The organism is Flavobacterium sp. UMI-01 (assembly GCF_019656315.1).
GTDB lineage: Bacteria > Bacteroidota > Bacteroidia > Flavobacteriales > Flavobacteriaceae > Flavobacterium.
The window spans coordinates 296,599-313,443 of record NZ_BPLU01000008.1 but is presented as its reverse complement, the minus strand read 5'-3'; the positions used below and the strand labels follow the sequence as shown (position 1 = coordinate 313,443).

The 16,845-nt window shown below is 33.8% G+C and carries 17 protein-coding genes; 8 read left to right on the top strand and 9 right to left on the bottom strand.

Annotation, left to right across the window (positions count from 1 at the left end; genetic code table 11):
• Window positions 1-3 precede the first annotated feature (3 nt).
• Window positions 4-912, bottom strand: a complete 909-nt coding sequence (locus K5R64_RS05935) for a TIGR01777 family oxidoreductase (protein WP_220761786.1) — start codon at window positions 910-912, stop codon at window positions 4-6.
• Window positions 913-1,030: 118 nt separating this feature from the next.
• Between K5R64_RS05935 and K5R64_RS05930 the strand changes: the two genes are divergently transcribed.
• Genes K5R64_RS05930 through K5R64_RS05910 form a run of 5 tightly spaced genes read left to right on the top strand, consistent with a single transcriptional unit; the run spans window position 1,031 to window position 5,378 of the window.
• Window positions 1,031-1,693 carry a TetR family transcriptional regulator C-terminal domain-containing protein gene (locus tag K5R64_RS05930; RefSeq protein ID WP_220761785.1) on the top strand — a complete coding sequence of 221 codons (663 nt, stop codon included), beginning with the start codon at window positions 1,031-1,033 and terminating at the stop codon, window positions 1,691-1,693.
• Entirely contained in the window at window positions 1,690-2,991 is a 1,302-nt protein-coding gene (locus K5R64_RS05925; protein WP_220761783.1) for an AarF/ABC1/UbiB kinase family protein, read from the top strand. The genes K5R64_RS05930 and K5R64_RS05925 overlap by 4 nt, the downstream gene beginning before the upstream one ends.
• Window positions 2,991-3,269, top strand: coding sequence for a TIGR03643 family protein (locus K5R64_RS05920; RefSeq protein WP_220761781.1), 279 nt, complete (start codon window positions 2,991-2,993; stop codon window positions 3,267-3,269). Before K5R64_RS05925 ends, K5R64_RS05920 begins: the two co-directional genes overlap by 1 nt.
• Before the next feature lie 3 nt (window positions 3,270-3,272).
• On the top strand, window positions 3,273-3,956 hold the full coding sequence (locus K5R64_RS05915) for an SDR family NAD(P)-dependent oxidoreductase (RefSeq protein WP_220761779.1): 684 nt from the start codon (window positions 3,273-3,275) through the stop codon (window positions 3,954-3,956).
• A 3-nt stretch (window positions 3,957-3,959) separates the two neighbouring features.
• Entirely contained in the window at window positions 3,960-5,378 is a 1,419-nt protein-coding gene (locus tag K5R64_RS05910; RefSeq protein ID WP_220761777.1) for an SDR family oxidoreductase, read from the top strand.
• A 114-nt stretch (window positions 5,379-5,492) separates the two neighbouring features.
• On the opposite strand, the gene K5R64_RS05905 is transcribed toward K5R64_RS05910, so the two are convergent.
• The 8 genes from K5R64_RS05905 to K5R64_RS05870 all read right to left on the bottom strand — a co-directional run bounded on the left by K5R64_RS05905 (window position 5,493) and on the right by K5R64_RS05870 (window position 12,882).
• Window positions 5,493-6,788: a deoxyribodipyrimidine photo-lyase gene (locus tag K5R64_RS05905; RefSeq protein WP_220761775.1), complete on the bottom strand. Its 1,296-nt coding sequence runs from the start codon at window positions 6,786-6,788 to the stop codon at window positions 5,493-5,495.
• A gap of 2 nt (window positions 6,789-6,790) precedes the next feature.
• Window positions 6,791-7,249, bottom strand: a complete 459-nt coding sequence (locus tag K5R64_RS05900) for an SRPBCC family protein (RefSeq protein WP_220761772.1) — start codon at window positions 7,247-7,249, stop codon at window positions 6,791-6,793.
• Window positions 7,246-7,935, bottom strand: coding sequence for a lycopene cyclase domain-containing protein (locus K5R64_RS05895; protein WP_220761770.1), 690 nt, complete (start codon window positions 7,933-7,935; stop codon window positions 7,246-7,248). Before K5R64_RS05895 ends, K5R64_RS05900 begins: the two co-directional genes overlap by 4 nt.
• A 209-nt stretch (window positions 7,936-8,144) precedes the next feature.
• Entirely contained in the window at window positions 8,145-8,585 is a 441-nt protein-coding gene (locus K5R64_RS05890) for a sterol desaturase family protein (RefSeq protein ID WP_220761768.1), read from the bottom strand.
• Between the two features lie 27 nt (window positions 8,586-8,612).
• Window positions 8,613-9,452, bottom strand: coding sequence for a phytoene/squalene synthase family protein (locus K5R64_RS05885; RefSeq protein ID WP_220761766.1), 840 nt, complete (start codon window positions 9,450-9,452; stop codon window positions 8,613-8,615).
• Window positions 9,436-10,923 (bottom strand): NAD(P)/FAD-dependent oxidoreductase, encoded by a 1,488-nt coding sequence (locus tag K5R64_RS05880; RefSeq protein ID WP_220761764.1) that lies wholly within the window; start codon window positions 10,921-10,923, stop codon window positions 9,436-9,438. Before K5R64_RS05880 ends, K5R64_RS05885 begins: the two co-directional genes overlap by 17 nt.
• Before the next feature lie 34 nt (window positions 10,924-10,957).
• On the bottom strand, window positions 10,958-11,857 hold the full coding sequence (locus K5R64_RS05875; protein WP_220761762.1) for a MerR family transcriptional regulator: 900 nt from the start codon (window positions 11,855-11,857) through the stop codon (window positions 10,958-10,960).
• 68 nt (window positions 11,858-11,925) lie between these two features.
• The gene (locus K5R64_RS05870; RefSeq protein ID WP_220761760.1) at window positions 11,926-12,882 is read right to left on the bottom strand and encodes an ion channel; all 957 of its coding nucleotides are present in this window, start codon (window positions 12,880-12,882) and stop codon (window positions 11,926-11,928) included.
• 500 nt (window positions 12,883-13,382) lie between these two features.
• Here K5R64_RS05870 and K5R64_RS05865 point away from each other — a divergent pair, with 500 nt between their 5' ends.
• The 3 genes from K5R64_RS05865 (at window position 13,383) to K5R64_RS05855 (ending at window position 16,833) form a co-directional block, all read left to right on the top strand.
• Window positions 13,383-14,048 carry a dienelactone hydrolase family protein gene (locus K5R64_RS05865; protein ID WP_220761758.1) on the top strand — a complete coding sequence of 222 codons (666 nt, stop codon included), beginning with the start codon at window positions 13,383-13,385 and terminating at the stop codon, window positions 14,046-14,048.
• Between the two features lie 315 nt (window positions 14,049-14,363).
• Window positions 14,364-15,569, top strand: a complete 1,206-nt coding sequence (locus tag K5R64_RS05860) for a DUF4856 domain-containing protein (RefSeq protein WP_220761756.1) — start codon at window positions 14,364-14,366, stop codon at window positions 15,567-15,569.
• A 148-nt stretch (window positions 15,570-15,717) separates the two neighbouring features.
• Window positions 15,718-16,833 carry an imelysin family protein gene (locus tag K5R64_RS05855; RefSeq protein WP_220761754.1) on the top strand — a complete coding sequence of 372 codons (1,116 nt, stop codon included), beginning with the start codon at window positions 15,718-15,720 and terminating at the stop codon, window positions 16,831-16,833.
• Window positions 16,834-16,845: the final 12 nt, after the last annotated feature.

Genomic DNA, 16,845 nt, shown 5'->3' with positions numbered 1-16,845 from the left:
ATTTTAGACGCAATTTTGTAATGCTTGAGAAAGTTTATTATAGCCAAATTGAAATCCTAGATTTTCTATTTTATCAGACGAAACTCTTTTCCCCTTTAAAAGAAGTACGGACAACTCCCCTAAAGCCAATTTAATCAAAAAAGACGGCACTGCTGGCAACCAAAGTTTGTACCCCAAAACTTGTGCTAAGGTTGTCGAAAAAATGCTATTAGTCGTATGGTCATTAATGGCGGCGTTATATGCTCCCATCATTTTTGTATTCTGTAACGCTTCCAAATAAATTGCACACAAATCATCAATGTGTATCCAAGGCATGTATTGTTTTCCTGAACCTAAAACTGTTCCTAAACGCCATCGGAACGGTGGAACCATCTTTTTTAAAAAACCTCCATTCCTCCCCAAAACCAATCCTGTTCTTATTTTAACAATTCGGTTTGAATAGTTGAATAAAGCATCAGCTGATGCTTCCCAAACTTTACACGTTTGTCCTACAAAATCTGTTGCCGCTGCACTGGATTCCTCCATTATTTCGGGACTATTATCCGCTCCATAAATTCCTATTCCAGAAGCTGAAATAAAAGCTTCTAAATTTTTATCGTGTTTCTTTAATACCGATTCTATCAATTGCACAGGCCGAACTCTACTTTCAATTATAACTTTCTTTCTTTTTGCAGTCCATCGCTCATCAGCAATGCCAGCACCAGCCAAATGAATAATGTAATCCGCGCTCAAAACCGCTTCTTCCTCTATCTCAAAGCTGTCAACATTCCAGGTATAATAGTTTACATTGCTGGTCGCTTGTCTTTGGGTTCTACTTAAAACATTTACTGCAAAGCCATTTTGAATCAATAGTTGAATCAAATGTTTTCCAATAAATCCTGTTCCACCTGTAATCAGTACTGTTTTTTTCATATCACCATTTTTTGTTAACAAAGCTTACACAAAGATACAATTATATTTTGTTTAACTTTTTAAAAAATAAGTTAAACATTTTTTTAGTAACTTTATACAGAATTTAAAAATCAACATCATGGCAACTAAAAAAATAAAGATTACGCAAGAGTATCTCATCTCTCAGTACATGGAATATAGGTTGGAACACCAACAAAAACCATCATCGGTTTATGCCTTTAGCAAAGCGGCAGGGATGAATGAAGGGCAATTTTATAACTTCTTTGGAACTCTAGAAGCGTTAGAAAAAGAAATTTATACTGTTTTCTTCACAAAATCAGTCGAAATGCTAGAAAATGACTCCAATTATGCAACCTATGATAGCCAAACCAAATTACTGAGTTTTTATTTTACTTTTTTCGAACTATTAGCTGCCAATCGTTCTTTTGTCACATTAAGTTTGAATACTCATAAAAACCAACTCAAAAACGTATTGCTATTATCGGACTTACGTCAAAAGTTCAAAAACTATATTGCATCTATCCTTACCGACAGCTATCTTTTGAAACAAGAAAAAGCGAGAGAAATTCAACTCAAAGCATTACAAGAAGCCGCTTGGATTCAATTTTTACTTACCTTAAAATTCTGGTTAGAAGACGATTCGGCCTCTTTTGAAAAAACAGACATCTACATCGAAAAATCTGTTAAACTAAGTTTTGAACTTATCAATAGTAGCCCTTTGGAAAGCCTAATGGATTTTGGGAAATTTATTTTTAAAGAAAAAATACAACAACACTCATGAAAACAATAGACTACATCCCTACTTCAAAAATAGAAAGAGCTACTAAACTGGTACAAACAGGTGCTAAAGTAGGTGTCAACTACTTGAAATACTATGGCGAAAAAATTGTCAATAGTGATTTGACTCGCGACAAATTAAACGAAGAAAACGCTGAGGATATCTACGATGGCCTCAAAAGTTTAAAAGGAAGTGCTTTGAAAGTTGCGCAAATGTTGAGCATGGACAAAAACTTTCTGCCACAAGCCTATGTTGAGAAATTTTCGCTTTCTCAATTCTCTGTACCACCCTTATCGGCTCCATTAGTTTTAAAAACATTCAAATCGAATTTTGGTAAAACGCCTTACGAAATTTTTGATGAGTTTAATCCCAACTCCATCAACGCAGCTAGTATAGGACAAGTACACTTAGCTGTTAAAGAAGGGAAAAAACTAGCTGTTAAAATTCAATATCCCGGTGTTGCGAACAGCATTTCCTCTGATTTAGCCTTAGTAAAACCCATTGCTATCCGAATGTTTAATTTGCAAGGAAAAGACTCTGATAAATATTTTAAAGAAGTTGAAGACAAATTGATTGAGGAAACTAATTATGAATTAGAACTCGCTCAAAGTCAAGAAGTGGTTAAGGCTTGCAAAAAAATAGATAATCTGCGATTCCCTAACTATTATCCTGAATTTTCATCTCAAAAAATCATTACAATGGACTGGATGTCAGGAGTACATCTCTCAGAATTTAAAAACACCAATCCTGAGATTGCCAATAAACTTGGCCAAGCTTTATGGGATTTTTATATGTATCAAATTCATATTCTTAAAAAAGTACATGCTGACCCACATCCTGGTAATTTCTTGGTAAACCATCAAAACGAATTAGTAGCACTTGATTTTGGGTGCATGAAAGCCATTCCAGAGGACTTTTACATTCCTTATTTTGAATTGGTTGATAAAAAAATCATTAACGACCCAAAATTATTTCGTGCCAAATTATTTGAACTCGAAATTTTACGCAAGGATGATTCAGAAGACGAAATCGACTATTTCACTCAACTATTTTACGATTTATTGTCCGTGTTTACCCAACCGCTTCAATTTGAAGTATTTGATTTTTCTAACGAGAAATTTTTCAACAGTATTGCCCAATTAGGCGAACGTTTTTCCAAAGATACCCATCTAAAGAAAATGAACGGAAACCGTGGCTCCAAACATTTTATTTATATGAACAGAACATTTTTTGGTTTGTATCATCTCCTTTTTGATTTGAAAGCCACTATTGTAGTCAATCAATTTGAAAAATACCGATAATGAAAACAATACTCGACGATCTCGCTAAAGATAGAATTATAGAGATGGCTTGGGAAGACCGAACCACATTTGAAGCCATCAAAATGCAATTTGGTCTAAAGGAGCAGGAAGTAATCAACTTGATGCGATTAGAACTGAAACCTTCTAGTTTTAGAATGTGGCGCGAACGTGTTCAAGGTAGAAAAACAAAACATGAAAAACTACGCGTTTTTGAAAAAGGGCGGTTTAAATGCTCCCGACAACGACAAATTAGTATTAATAAAATTTCGAAACGATAATACATGAAAAACATACTCATCATAGGAGGAAGTAAAGGCATAGGAAGCGCCGTTTTACTTAACCAATTGGAAGCTAATAAAGTGATTAATTTAAGCCGAAACGCACCTGATGTTTCCCATCCAAACTTATTGCATCATAGTGTTGATATTACTCAAGATGCCTTACCGGAAATTGAGGATATTGATGCTTTGATTTATTGTCCGGGTACTATCAATCTCAAACCTATTGGCAATTTAAGTGTTGAAGATTTCAGGAACGATTTTGAAATCAACGTAATGGGTGCTGTAAAAGCGATTCAAAAGTATTTGCCCATTCTCAAAAATAGCAATGCACCTTCCATTGTTCTTTTTAGTACCGTAGCTACTAAATTAGGTATGCCCTATCATGCGAGTGTGGCTACTGCCAAAGCAGCCATTGAAGGATTAGTAAAATCCTTAGGTGCTGAACTTGCAGGAAGTGTACGCATCAATGCGATTGCGCCAACCATCACTGACACCCCTCTGGCGGCAGGCATATTACGCAACGAACGTATGAGAGAAAACATGGTAGAAAGACACCCTTTGAAAGGCTATTTGAATGTTAAGGAAGTGGCGGATATGGTTGATTTTCTGATTTCTGACAAAGCAAAATCCATGTCGGGGCAGATTATAACAATGGATTACGGACTAGTAACTTTTAAACTCTAAACTTTGAAAATTCTTCTAACAGGCGCAACAGGCTACATCGGAAAACGACTTTTACCTTTATTAATAAAAGAAGGCCATCACGTAGTGTGCTGTGTTAGAGATAAAAACCGATTTTCAGTCCCACAAGACTGTAAAGAAAACGTTGAAGTTATTGAAGTCGATTTTCTAAACGAAACAACACTATCTGCTATTCCAAATACTATCGATGCGGCTTATTACTTAATTCATTCCATGTCGAGTTCTTCAACTAATTATGATGAATTAGAAAAAATTTCAGCTCATAATTTTGTTCAAAAAATCAATATTACTTCTGCTAAGCAAGTAATTTACCTCAGTGGTATTGTCAATGACAAATCCCTTTCAAAACATTTATCGTCTCGAAAAAATGTCGAAAATATACTGAGCTCAGGAACTTTTGCCTTGACCACATTACGCGCTGGAATAATTGTAGGCTCTGGTAGTGCTTCATTTGAAATCATCAGGGATTTAGTCAACAAACTCCCCATTATGATTGCACCCAAATGGCTTAATACTAAATGCCAACCCATTGCTATTACTAATGTGCTGGAGTTTCTTATCAAATCTCTTTCTAATCCTGCTACCTACGGGCAAAGTTTTGATATTGGCGGTTCCGATATTTTAACTTATAAAGAAATGTTGTTGGCTTTTGCCAAAGTCAAAAAACTCAAACGTTGGATAATTACAGTACCTATAATGACGCCCAAACTTTCTTCTTATTGGTTGTATTTTGTCACTTCAACCTCTTATAAACTAGCCACTGCTCTTGTAAGCAGTATGAAAGTTGAAGTAGTTTGTCGTGATAATTCAATAAATAAATTGCTCCAGGTAAACCCCATGTCTTATGAGGAAGCGGTTACCAAAGCCTTATTAAAAGTGGACGAAGACAAGGTAGCTTCGAGCTGGAAAGATGCTTTCATCAGCGGACGTTTTAAAACGAATATCTCCCAACACTTACCCGTTCCTACCAAAGGATGCTATATCGATCAAAGGAAAATGACAATTAAAAATCAAGACTATACGCTCTCTAAAATTTGGTCCATCGGTGGTGAAACAGGTTGGTACTACGGAAATTGGCTTTGGGAAATTCGGGGTTTTATTGATAAACTAGTCGGTGGTGTAGGATTGCGAAGAGGACGAACCAATAAGCGAACCATTTTTGCTGGTGACGCTCTTGATTTTTGGAGGGTGTTGTATGCTAACAAGACACAAGGGAATTTAATTCTTTATGCTGAAATGAAACTACCCGGTGAAGCCTGGTTAGAGTTTAAAATAGTAGATACTGTTTTGTACCAAACGGCAACATTCAAGCCAAGAGGAATTTGGGGCAAACTCTATTGGTATGCCGTTTTACCTTTTCACGGGTTTATTTTTAAAGGAATGTTGAAAAAATTAGCTGATTAAATTCTTAGATAGAAGGCTAAAAAAAACATTGAGATTTTAAAATTAATTTCTCTTAACTTCTCAATGGTTTTTATATTAAAATGTGCTTTAAACTTGTGTAACTAATGAATAAAATCACTTCAAAATTCCCGCCTTATAGGTAGCAATCGCTCTGTCTCTAGCCATGGCATGATCTACCATGGGCTCGGCATAACCCAAATCAAATTCGGGAATCCATTTCCGAATGTAAATTCCTTTTTCATCAAATTTTTTCAATTGAATATCGGGATTAAATACTCGGAAATAAGGCGCAGCATCACACCCTGTCCCTGCAGCCCATTGCCAGTTGCCCACATTGGCAGACAAATCATAATCCAATAATTTTTGAGCAAAATAGGCTTCGCCCCATTGCCAACTAATCAAAAGGTGTTTGCACAAAAAACTCGCTACCACCATACGCACTCGATTGTGCATATACCCCGTTGCGTTGAGTTCGCGCATCCCCGCATCTACCATTGGGTAGCCTGTGTTTCCTTCACACCAACGCTTAAATTCGGCTTCGTTATTTCGCCACTGAATTCCATCATAAGACGATTTAAAATTGTGAGTTACAACTTTTGGAAAATGAAACAATATTTGCATGAAAAATTCTCTCCAAATCAGTTCGCTCAAAAAAACAGGATTTGTTTTTTGTGCCCAAACAACTAGTTTACGAATACTCACTGTCCCAAATCGTAAATGTGGCGATAAATAGGAAGTGGAATTCAAAGCTGGAAAATCACGCGTTTCATGATAGGTTTCAATTTGGGTTAGGTTGTAGGGGGTGACTTTGATAGTGCTTTCAACAAAACCAATTTCAGTCAAAGATGGAAAATGAAAATCTTCTTTATGAAACTTTTGCAAAAGACTTTCAGTTTCATAAATAACTAGATCACGTCCTTGTTTGTATTCTGACAACCATTTGTTTTTATAAGGTGTGTAAACGGTATAAGGCAATCCATCTGCTTTAACTATTTCGCTTTCTTCATAAATTACTTGGTCTTTATAGGCGTAGGCCGAAATGTTTTTTGACGTTAAATAATCGGATATGGCTTTGTCTCGTTGAATAGCATAGGGTTCATAATCCTTGTTATAAAACACTTCTTGAATATCAAATCGTTCAACTAAGTCTTGCCAAACTTGAAGTGTAGTGCCTTTTTGTACCAAAAGCGAACTTCCAATTTCGGATAATTTTCCCTGTAGCTTAAGTAGCAATTCATGAATAAACGTCACTCTCGCATCATCTTTAGGTAAATTTTCTAGAATAGCATCATCAAAAATAAAAACAGGAATTACCGGAAAAGGCGATTTCAAGGCGTGATACAAACCCACATTATCTTCCAGTCGCAAATCACGTCGGAACCAAAAAAGTGTTACTTTCTGTTTGCTCATTTTTAGGCATTAAAAATTTCATTTACTGCTTTTTCTCTGAAATTGAAAATTGTTTTCAATTTAGATTGCACCACCAAAGTATTCATTATTCTTCCTAAAATACCTAATGGTAAAGCATAATGCACGATATCAGTCATTTTTACCCCTTGAGGAGTTGTTTCAAAAAAATGTTTGTGATGCCATAAGGTATAGGGGCCAAAACGCTGTTCGTCAATAAAATAAGAATGGTCTTTTACCTGAGTAATTTCAGTAACCCATCGCAATTTTATTCCTAATAATGGACTTACTTTGTATTGAATAATTTGACCCGCATACATGGATTTTCCATCATAATCTGTAATGATAAAACCCATATCAGAAGGTGTTATTTTTTGTAAATTTTGCGGACTGGAAAAAAAAGCCCAACAATCTTCCAAACTCGCATTGATGTATTGAACGGTTTCTTTTTTATACACTTTCATTTTTTTTGATTTTTATTTTCTAGTCTTTCCATGATAACTAATGTCATCAATAGCATTGAGAATGCATAGCCTACATCTTCAATAGGTATGGTTCCCAATCGAATATTTAGATTTTCCAAATTATTGTAATACACAACGGGTTCGTCGATAAAACTTCCTGTTAGGATTCCGTTGACTAACGCAAAAGGAAGCAAAATAATGAGGAAGGTGATGAAAAAAGTTTGCAGAATTTGTGGCGCTTTTGAAACGGTATAAGTCAATAATAGCAGCAATAAACTATAATTTACGGTAGTGTACCATTTGCCCCAATTGAATAACAACACTGGCAATACCACGGCTACAATAAGCCAATAAAGTTGCCAAACACGAATTAGTTTGAGTCTAACTTTTGGAAAAAAATAATGAAAAGCAAAATGAATAAACAAACTCGCATAAGGAATACAAATAAAAAACAGCCATTCCTCAATGGGTAATCCTGCTATTTCTATACCCGTATGATATCTGGGGTTAAAGTGCCAAACACCAATTTTGGTAAAAAAAATATCCCAAGCAATAAAAACCACTGCCGTAACTAACAAGGCTGGAAAAAAGGATTTCCATCGTGAACTGAACCGCATTCGCTTTTCAAAACTATAGAGAAAAGGGATGATAAACGAAGCCAGATTTAAAATGAGATACAGTGACATTGAGTTTAATGGTTAATTGGGTAATTGTTTAGGGCGTAATTGTTTAGGGGGTAATCGGTTAGAGGTTAATCGGTTAAAGGTTAATTGTTTAAAGGTTAATTGTTTAAAGGTTAATTGTTTAAAGGTTAATTGTTTAAAGGTTAATTGTTTAAAGGTTTATCGGTTAAAATAGTCGATTAAACAATTAACCAGTTAACCCAATAACCCAACTAAAACTTCCAATATTTAAACGGGACAAACAACATTCCAAAACATTCGCCATGTTCTTTGCCTAAATGTTTATGGTGAACTTTATGAGCTTTTCGCAATCCAATTAAATAGCGGTTTTTGGTATTTTTAAACCATTTGAAGCGTTGGTGAATCAAAACATCGTGAATCATAAAATAGCAAAAACCATAAAAGGTAATTCCTAATCCTATAAAAAACAAGTAGTTAAAATTTGCCTCAGCACCAAAATAAAACAAAACGATACTCGGAATCGCAAAAATCACAAAAAAGATATCATTGCGTTCAAAGACATTGGCATATTTGGGTTGATGGTGGTCTTCGTGAAAATACCACATAAAACCATGCATCACGTATTTGTGTGTCAACCAAGTCACACATTCCATTAGCAAAAAAGTAACTAAAAATATTAAAAATGAAATCATTTTCTTTGGGTTTTAAAACATATACTATTATACCAACTTCAGTTTATAGGAAACAAAGGATTGTGCCAATAACCCTATTTTGGAATAATTAGATACTCTTATTCGGGTCGTTCCTATTTGATGAGATGGGGTGTTTTCCAATTTATGCAATAATTTTTTGTAATACACATAAGCGGTATAAACTCCAAATTTAGCTTCTATAGGTAATTTTACAATGCCCTGATAAGCTACCATAAAATCGGCTTCAATTTCATCAATAATGGCTTTTTTAGCTTTTTCATCAAAAGAATTCAAATCGACTCCTGGAAAATAATTGCGGTTCAAAATCAAATTGTCATCTTTCAAATCTCTCAAAAAATTGACTTTTTGAAAAGCCGAACCTAAACGCATCGCTTCCCCTTTCAAAGAATTGTATTTTTCTTCATCTCCTTTGACAAATACCTTTAAACACATCAAACCTACCACATCGGCAGAGCCATAAATATAATCATTATAGTCTGCTTTATTGTCATATTTGAGTTTTACTAAGTCAAGTTTCATGCTTTTTAAAAATGCCTGAATTAAATCATCGGTTATGTTGTATTCTTTTACGGTATGTTGAAAAGAATTCAAAATAGGATTCAAACTAATACCTGAGTGATAGGCTTTGTAATACTCTTTTTCAAAATCATTGATAAGTTGTTCCTTATCATAACCATGAAAAGAATCTACAATTTCGTCAGCAAAACGAACAAACCCATAAATACTATAGATAGCATCCCTGATACTTGGCGAAAGCATGTAAACAGCCATTGAAAACGATGTGCTATAATTTTTAGTAACTAATCGGCTACACTTAAACGATACGGTATCAAATATTTTTTTCATAAGCTAGGATGCTAAATTGTTTATTTATTAATTCTGAAACCAGTTTTCCTGAAATCAATGCTGGCGGTACGCCAGGTCCAGGAACAGTTAACTGCCCTGTAAAATACAAGTTTTTGACTTTTTTACTTTTTAGCTTTGGTCTTAAAAAAGCCGTTTGTAGCAAGGTGTTGGCCATTCCGTAAGCATTGCCTTTATAGGAATTATATTCAGACACAAAATCATTTTTGCAAAACGATTTTGTATAAATGATATGGTCTCTTACTTTTTGCTCTGTAATATGCTCAAAACGAGTCATTATTTTGTCAAAATATTGCGCTCTCAGTTCGGGTGTATCTTCAATACCTGGTGCTAGTGGAATCAGAAAAAATCCCGATTCCATTCCTTCTGGAGCAGCTGTAGGATCAGTAATAGAAGGAAAATTAGCGTAAAACAAAGGTTCATTAGGCCATTGCGGTTCATCATAAATTGCATGAGCGTGCTTGTCAAAATCTACATCAAAAAACAAATCATGATGCGCAACATTTTTTAATTTTGTATTAAATCCTACATAAAACAATAACGACGAAGGCGCAAAGACTCGAGATTCCCAATATTTTTCTGAATAGGCTCTGAATTCTTTATCCAATAAGGTTTCTGTATGATAGTAATCGGCGCCACTTAAAATCAAATCAGATTCGATGCGTTTCCCGTTGACAATAAGAGCGGTGGCTGTTTTATTTTCTACAATAATTTTTTCGATATTAGAATGGGTTTTGAAAGTAACTCCCAATTCTAACGCTAATTTTTCCATGGCTCGCACCACATCATACATGCCCGTTTTAGGATGCCAAGTACCTAATCCAAAATCAGCATAATTCATAAAATTATAAAAAGAAGGTGTATCTGCTGGCTTTGCACCCAAAAACAAAACAGGAAATTCAAGGATTTGCACTAGTTTTGGATTTTTGAAATGCTTTCGAACATCTTTCTTAATGTTGCTAAAAAATTGACCTATTTTTTTAGTTGTTTCCAGCGTCACTAATTCTAAAGGTGATACGCCGGGTCGATAAACCAATTCTTTGATGGCGATGTCATAATTGCTTTTGGCTTGCGCAATAAAGTTTTGGAGGTGTTTGCCACTCCCCTTTTCTATTCTTTCAAACGTTGCTATTATTTCGTCCAAATTATCTGCTATTGCAATGAAATCTTGTTTACCATAATATACGTTGTAGGCAGGAGAAAGTTTTATCAAATCATAATAATCAGTTGTTTTTTTACCAAAATCAGCAAAAAAACGTTCAAAAACATCGGGCATCCAATACCAACTCGGCCCCATATCAAAGGTAAAACCTTCAGCTTTGAATTGTCGGGCTCGACCACCAATACTCTCATTTTTCTCAAAAACAGTCACACAATGACCTGCTTGAGCCAAATAACACGCTGCTGCCATAGCTGAAAAACCGGAGCCGATAATGGAAATATTTTTTTTCATTTGTTCAACTAATAAAAACAATTAATAAACAGTACTATAACTGTTGAATACATTCAGCAATTGTATCAAAGCGCGTGATGTGTTGGGGCAATTTTTCAATATTTAATTTTTGAGCCATACGTCCAAATAACCAAATAGCGGTAGCATCATCTACTAATTCGCTGGTCATTGTTTCAACATACGACTCCAGTTCTTCTACTGCGGGCTGGATGGTGAAATAGGAAACAAAAACAATATTGGTAAAATGTTTTTTTACTTCATGTAAATTCTCCAAAGGAACACTTTCACCCAAATAAATGACTTGATAACCATGATTGGCCATTTCATAATTCAAATACAACAAACCTAAATCATGAATTTCATTTAAAGGTAAAGACAATACAAATGTTTTGTCAAATTTTGTTCTGTCTTTCGCTTGAGCCTCATGAACAGCTAGAATTATTTTTTGTCTAATCAAGTGACTCATAAAATGTTCATGAGCTGGCGTTATGGTATTGGTTTGCCACAATCCGCCTATTTCATCTAATAATGGAATAAAAACCTCTAAGAAAATTTGTCTAAAAGTTTTTTCTTCAGATAACCAATTATAAGTTTTTACAAATAATTGGTGATCAAAATTCATCATGGCCATTTTAAAAATATTCAGCGCATGATTTTTAGCATTTTTTTCTGTGACAATACCGCGAACCATTGCGGTAATCTCCTCATCAGAATAAGAGGCTATTTTTGATATTTTATACCCGTATTCATGCAAGAAATTAATATTTAAAAGCTTTTGCAAACTCTTTAGGTCATAAACGCGGATGTTAGTATCCGTTCGGAGTGGCTGAAAAACTTCATATCTTTTTTCCCAAATCCTAATGGTGTGCGCTTTGACTCCTGAAAGATTTTCAAGGTCTTTTATACTAAACGAACTTTTAATATTGTTTAACATAATTACAATTATATTAAACAAAAGTAAATTAAATATTTTGAATATCCCAGTAAATTGAGAATCAATTTCTAAACTAAATCTATTTTTTCAAAATCATGGAGTTTATCCAAATCCAAAATAGTTTTTGTTTGAGCATGATTGCGAGTGTACATTGGAACAAATTTGGCTCCATACACCACTTCTTTAAATATATAAGATGTTCTAGCCGCAACAGTTGTACTGAACATATCGTCAAAAGTCTTCACATAGACCAGCAATTCTCCATCAATGGTTTCAAAATCGGTTGAATTTAATTGATACAAGGGACTTTGTGGAGTTATAGGATGTACTAGAGTCCAGCTCAAACTTAGAGAACTTATTTTTTGTAATTCTAAGTCCAAATTATAGAATTTATTCACCTTTTGCCCATTTTCTTCCACCATCATTCCTAAAGTTATTTTGGCTTCAGCATCAGTAAAATTGGTGTTTTTATGTGGTGCCATGCGTATCATTAAACCTGTTCCTTGTTCATAAGGAGCTATTAAAGCATTATAGGAAAATTTTAAAAAAGCAGTAGGTTTACTAAAACGACCAAAAAACAAACCTGTAGCAATTGCAAAACTCAGCAATCCTATTAAGGCCTCAGTTGCTGATAAGGCACTGGTTAAAAAACCTTTAGGACTAATATGTCCATAACCAACAGTCGTAAAGGTTTGTGCACTAAAAAAATAAGCCTTTCCAAATTTTTCAAGGGCACTGTCTTCCATAGAAATCCCGTCCAAATGTTCAATGCCAATTCCAAAATAAATGAGTGCGAAGGCAAAATTAATGACGATATAAAATGCTAATACTATAAGCATAAATCGCCACATAGGCATTTGAATTAAAGTGTGATACCAGCTAATTCGAGCCAAAAGATTAATCCCTCTCTTTTCTATATTAGCCACACCGTCTTTATTCACAAAACGACCACCGTAACTGTTAGAATTTGTGCCAAATCCAGTATTCTTTTCTGTTTTGGCTATTTTATTTATTGTATCAAACACCCTCTTTTTTATTTAATTGAAAAAATAACCAGCTCAAATGCATAGAATCGCATTTCTTTTTTTATAAAAATAATCATTTAATGCATAATGTTTCGAAAATTAAAATTATTTCGTAAAGTGAAATAAAAATACCTCTATCCCTCTTCATGTATAATTATGGTAAGCCCCTAAGTATAATGTTAATTGATTTAAATAATTATAATTAACTAAAATTCAAATATTTACAATAAAAAAACAACTAAAAATTTACAACTATAAAGAGATTTTGAGTATCTTTATATTGGTTTTCAATATGTTTTCTAACAATTTCACAATGTAATTAATTTTAATTGTTAAAAATACTTATTACATAATGGTAAATTAACTAAAAGTTATGCTACTCCCTTGTGCAAATTGATACAGCGATTCAACCCACAAAGCTAAAACGAACAGAGCAATCCCCTTAACCTCTGGACACTAACCTACATTTTAAAATATTTTTTAATTTAATAATTAGTGTCATGAAAAAAATTGAAATGGAAATCCCGCTACAATCTGTTACGCTTAAAGGATCTATGGCAATTCCAGATCAAGCCACTGGAATCGTTATTTTTTCTAATGGTAGTGGTTCCAATATTTCGAATACAAGAATCAAATTTTTGGCCGAATTTATTCAGCAAAAAAACATTGGAACGTTGGTTTTTGATTTACTTACAGAAGCTGAGGACGAAATTTATGAAAATAGATATAATATTGATTTATTAGTCAGTCGCTTAATTCAAATAACAGAATGGTTGATGCAAAATAAGCATACCAAAGAACTACCTATTGGATACTTTGCATCTGGAACTGGTGCTGCAGCGGCAATGAGAGCAGCGGCTTACTTTGGTAAAACCATTAAAGCGGTAGTTTCTCGTGGTGGCCGACCTGATATGGTCATCAATACCTTAAATCAAGTACTCTCCCCTACTTTATTAATTGTAGGAGGTATTGATGTACCTATCATAGGAATGAACAAAATGGCTTTTGATGAATTACAATCAGTAAAAGAAATGAAAATTATTCCTAAAGCAACCCAACTTTTTAAAGAACCAGGAAAATTACAAGAAGCAGCCGAATTAGCGATATCTTGGTTCAAAAGATATTTTTTGCAACAAAACAAAGAAGCTAGTTTACGCTATGAATGATTATAGAATTAAAAGTTTCAAAATTGTATAAGTCTAGTTAATGCTTTAGTATTTTTTTTACTAAAGCATTTTTTATAAATATGCTTTTAACTTTAATTAATTCCAGTTAATTACATTCCAATTCAAATCTCATTTCGCAATACATTTTTATTTTTTTTAATATCAACATGTATAAGGCTATGAAACAACTATTTACACAGCGCATTTTTGTATTAACAAAAGTTATTTATAAATAATCTAAATAAATATTTGTTTTTCTGAAATCTGATTTTATCTTTGCAGAAAATTATTCTTATTCATTCTAAATAAATAAAAATGAAACATTCCAAATTATTTTTTTCTGCTCTTACTATAGCAACTTTAGCATTTACATCTTGTGATGACAATGATGATGCTGGTTTAAATTATGAAATTCCTACTGATTATACTTTCGAAAGAAACAGTACAACTACGGTAGATTATTCTGGACAATCAAGCCGTTTATTAATGTTGGCTGAAATGGGAACTTATATTGGTAATGCAGCAAAAAATGGAACAGTTGCGAGTGCGACAGTTTTATCTAACATGTATTCTAAAACAAACAATCCATTTTCAACATCTGATTTAAATACTTCTGGAAAACAATTAAAAGATAAAACAGCTGCTTCTAAGGATTATTTCTCTTTGTCTTTAGGCGGAGGAAGCACTGTCGAAAAAGCTACAGTTCAAGCTTTCTTTGAAACACAATTAACTAATGCTGCTACCGCAAGTGCATTACCACAAGCAAATGCATCAGCTGGAGTTGCAGGTGTTTATGTTGATGGAACTTCAAAAAGATTATTTGCAGCTAACGGATTAGAGCCTCAACAAATTTTATTAAAAGGAATGATGGGTGCATGTTTCTTAGATCAAGTTGTAAATAATTATTTGAGTACAAATAAGTTAGATGAATCTACAAACGTAGAAAACAACACCAATAAAGTATTAGAATCTGGAAAATCTTATACAACTATGGAACACCTTTGGGACGAAGCCTACGGATATATCTATGGTGCTGGTGGTGGAAAATACTGGGATAGTTATATCACTCAAGTAAATGCTGATGCTGATTTTAACACTGTAACTGCTGATATTAAAAATGCATTCATCAAAGGTAGAGCAGCAATTGTAGCTAATGATTACACAACGAGAAATGCTCAAATTAACATTATAAAAGAAAAACTAGCAATTGTTCCTGCTGTACGTGCTGTTTTCTATTTACAAGAAGGAAAAGCAAAATTGACTACGGATAATGGAGCTAAAGCCTTCCATGCTCTTTCAGAAGCGTATGGTTTCATCATGTGTTTACGTTATACAAATAAACCAGGAACAAACGCTCCTTATTTCACAAAAGCAGAAGTAGATACTATTCTATCAACACTTACTGCGGGAACAAATGGCCTATGGGATGTTGATTATTTAAATACAAAACTAGATGTATTATCAACTCAAATAGCTACTAAATTTGGTTTCACCGTTGCTCAAGCAGCTACCGTAAACTAACACAATAAATTCATAGTAAGAGCAGGTAACTGCTCTTACTTTTTTGTAGTTTTGCAAAAAATTTAAAATCGGGTACTTAAGCAATTAGAAAACTTGAATGTATCTTTTGTAAAACACCCTAGTTTTTAGATAAAAACAATACCCTTTCATGAAAAAAATTTTCTTTTTATTCAGTCTTAGTCTTATTGCAGTAGCGGTTGCCTGTTCATCAAGTGATGGTGGCAATGACAGCAGTGATGGTTTTGATAGAACAGCCTTGTTAACTCATTGGGCTAATAACATCATTCTTCCTAGCTATACCAATTACCAAACGAAACTACAAGTGGTTGTTACAAGTTCTACTACTTTTACAACAACGCCTACTGAAGCTAACTTACAAACTTTACGTTCAGCTTGGTTAGAAGCCTACAAAGCGTATCAGTATGTTTCTCAATACAGCTCAGAGAAAACAGACAATATTTATTTCAGAGAAAAAGCAAACACTTATCCTACAGATGCTAGTGCCATTAATGCTAACATAACTACTGGTACTTATAATTTTAGTTTAATTTCTCAGTTCAGCAAACAAGGTTTTCCAGCTTTGGATTATGTTTTGAATGGATTAGGAAATACAGATGCTGAAATTGTTGCATTATACACAGGACCCAATGCAGCCAAATACAAAAAATATTTAACAGACTTGGTTTCTACACTAAAAGCTGATGCCGATACTATTGTAACAGACTGGAATAGCACGTATAAAACAACATATATTGCTAATAATGGAAACACTGTAACAAGCTCTGTAAATACAACAGTAAATCTATTTATTAAGCACTTTGAAAAAGACATTCGCGCTGGTAAATTAGGTATTCCCGCTGGCGTATTTTCTGGAGGAACTTTATACGTTGATAAAGTTGAAGCTTATTACAAAAAAGATGTTTCTAAAATATTACTTACAACTGCTCTTCAAGCGTCAAAAGACTTTTTTAATGGTAAAAATTTTGATAACACCTCAACAGGTCCTAGTTTGAAATCGTATTTGGATTATTTAAATGCTGTTAGAAGTGGACAAAATTTAAGCACAGTAATTAACAACCAATTTGATTTGGCCTTTACTAAAATAAACGCTTTGGAGGCTAATCTTTCCAATCAAATTACAACTGATAAGATCAAAATTCTTGATGCTTATGATGCATTGCAACAAAATGTAGTGTACCTTAAGTTAGACATGATGCAAGCTTTAAAAATAACAGTTGATTATGTAGATAATGATGGGGATTAATTGTTGTCCTAA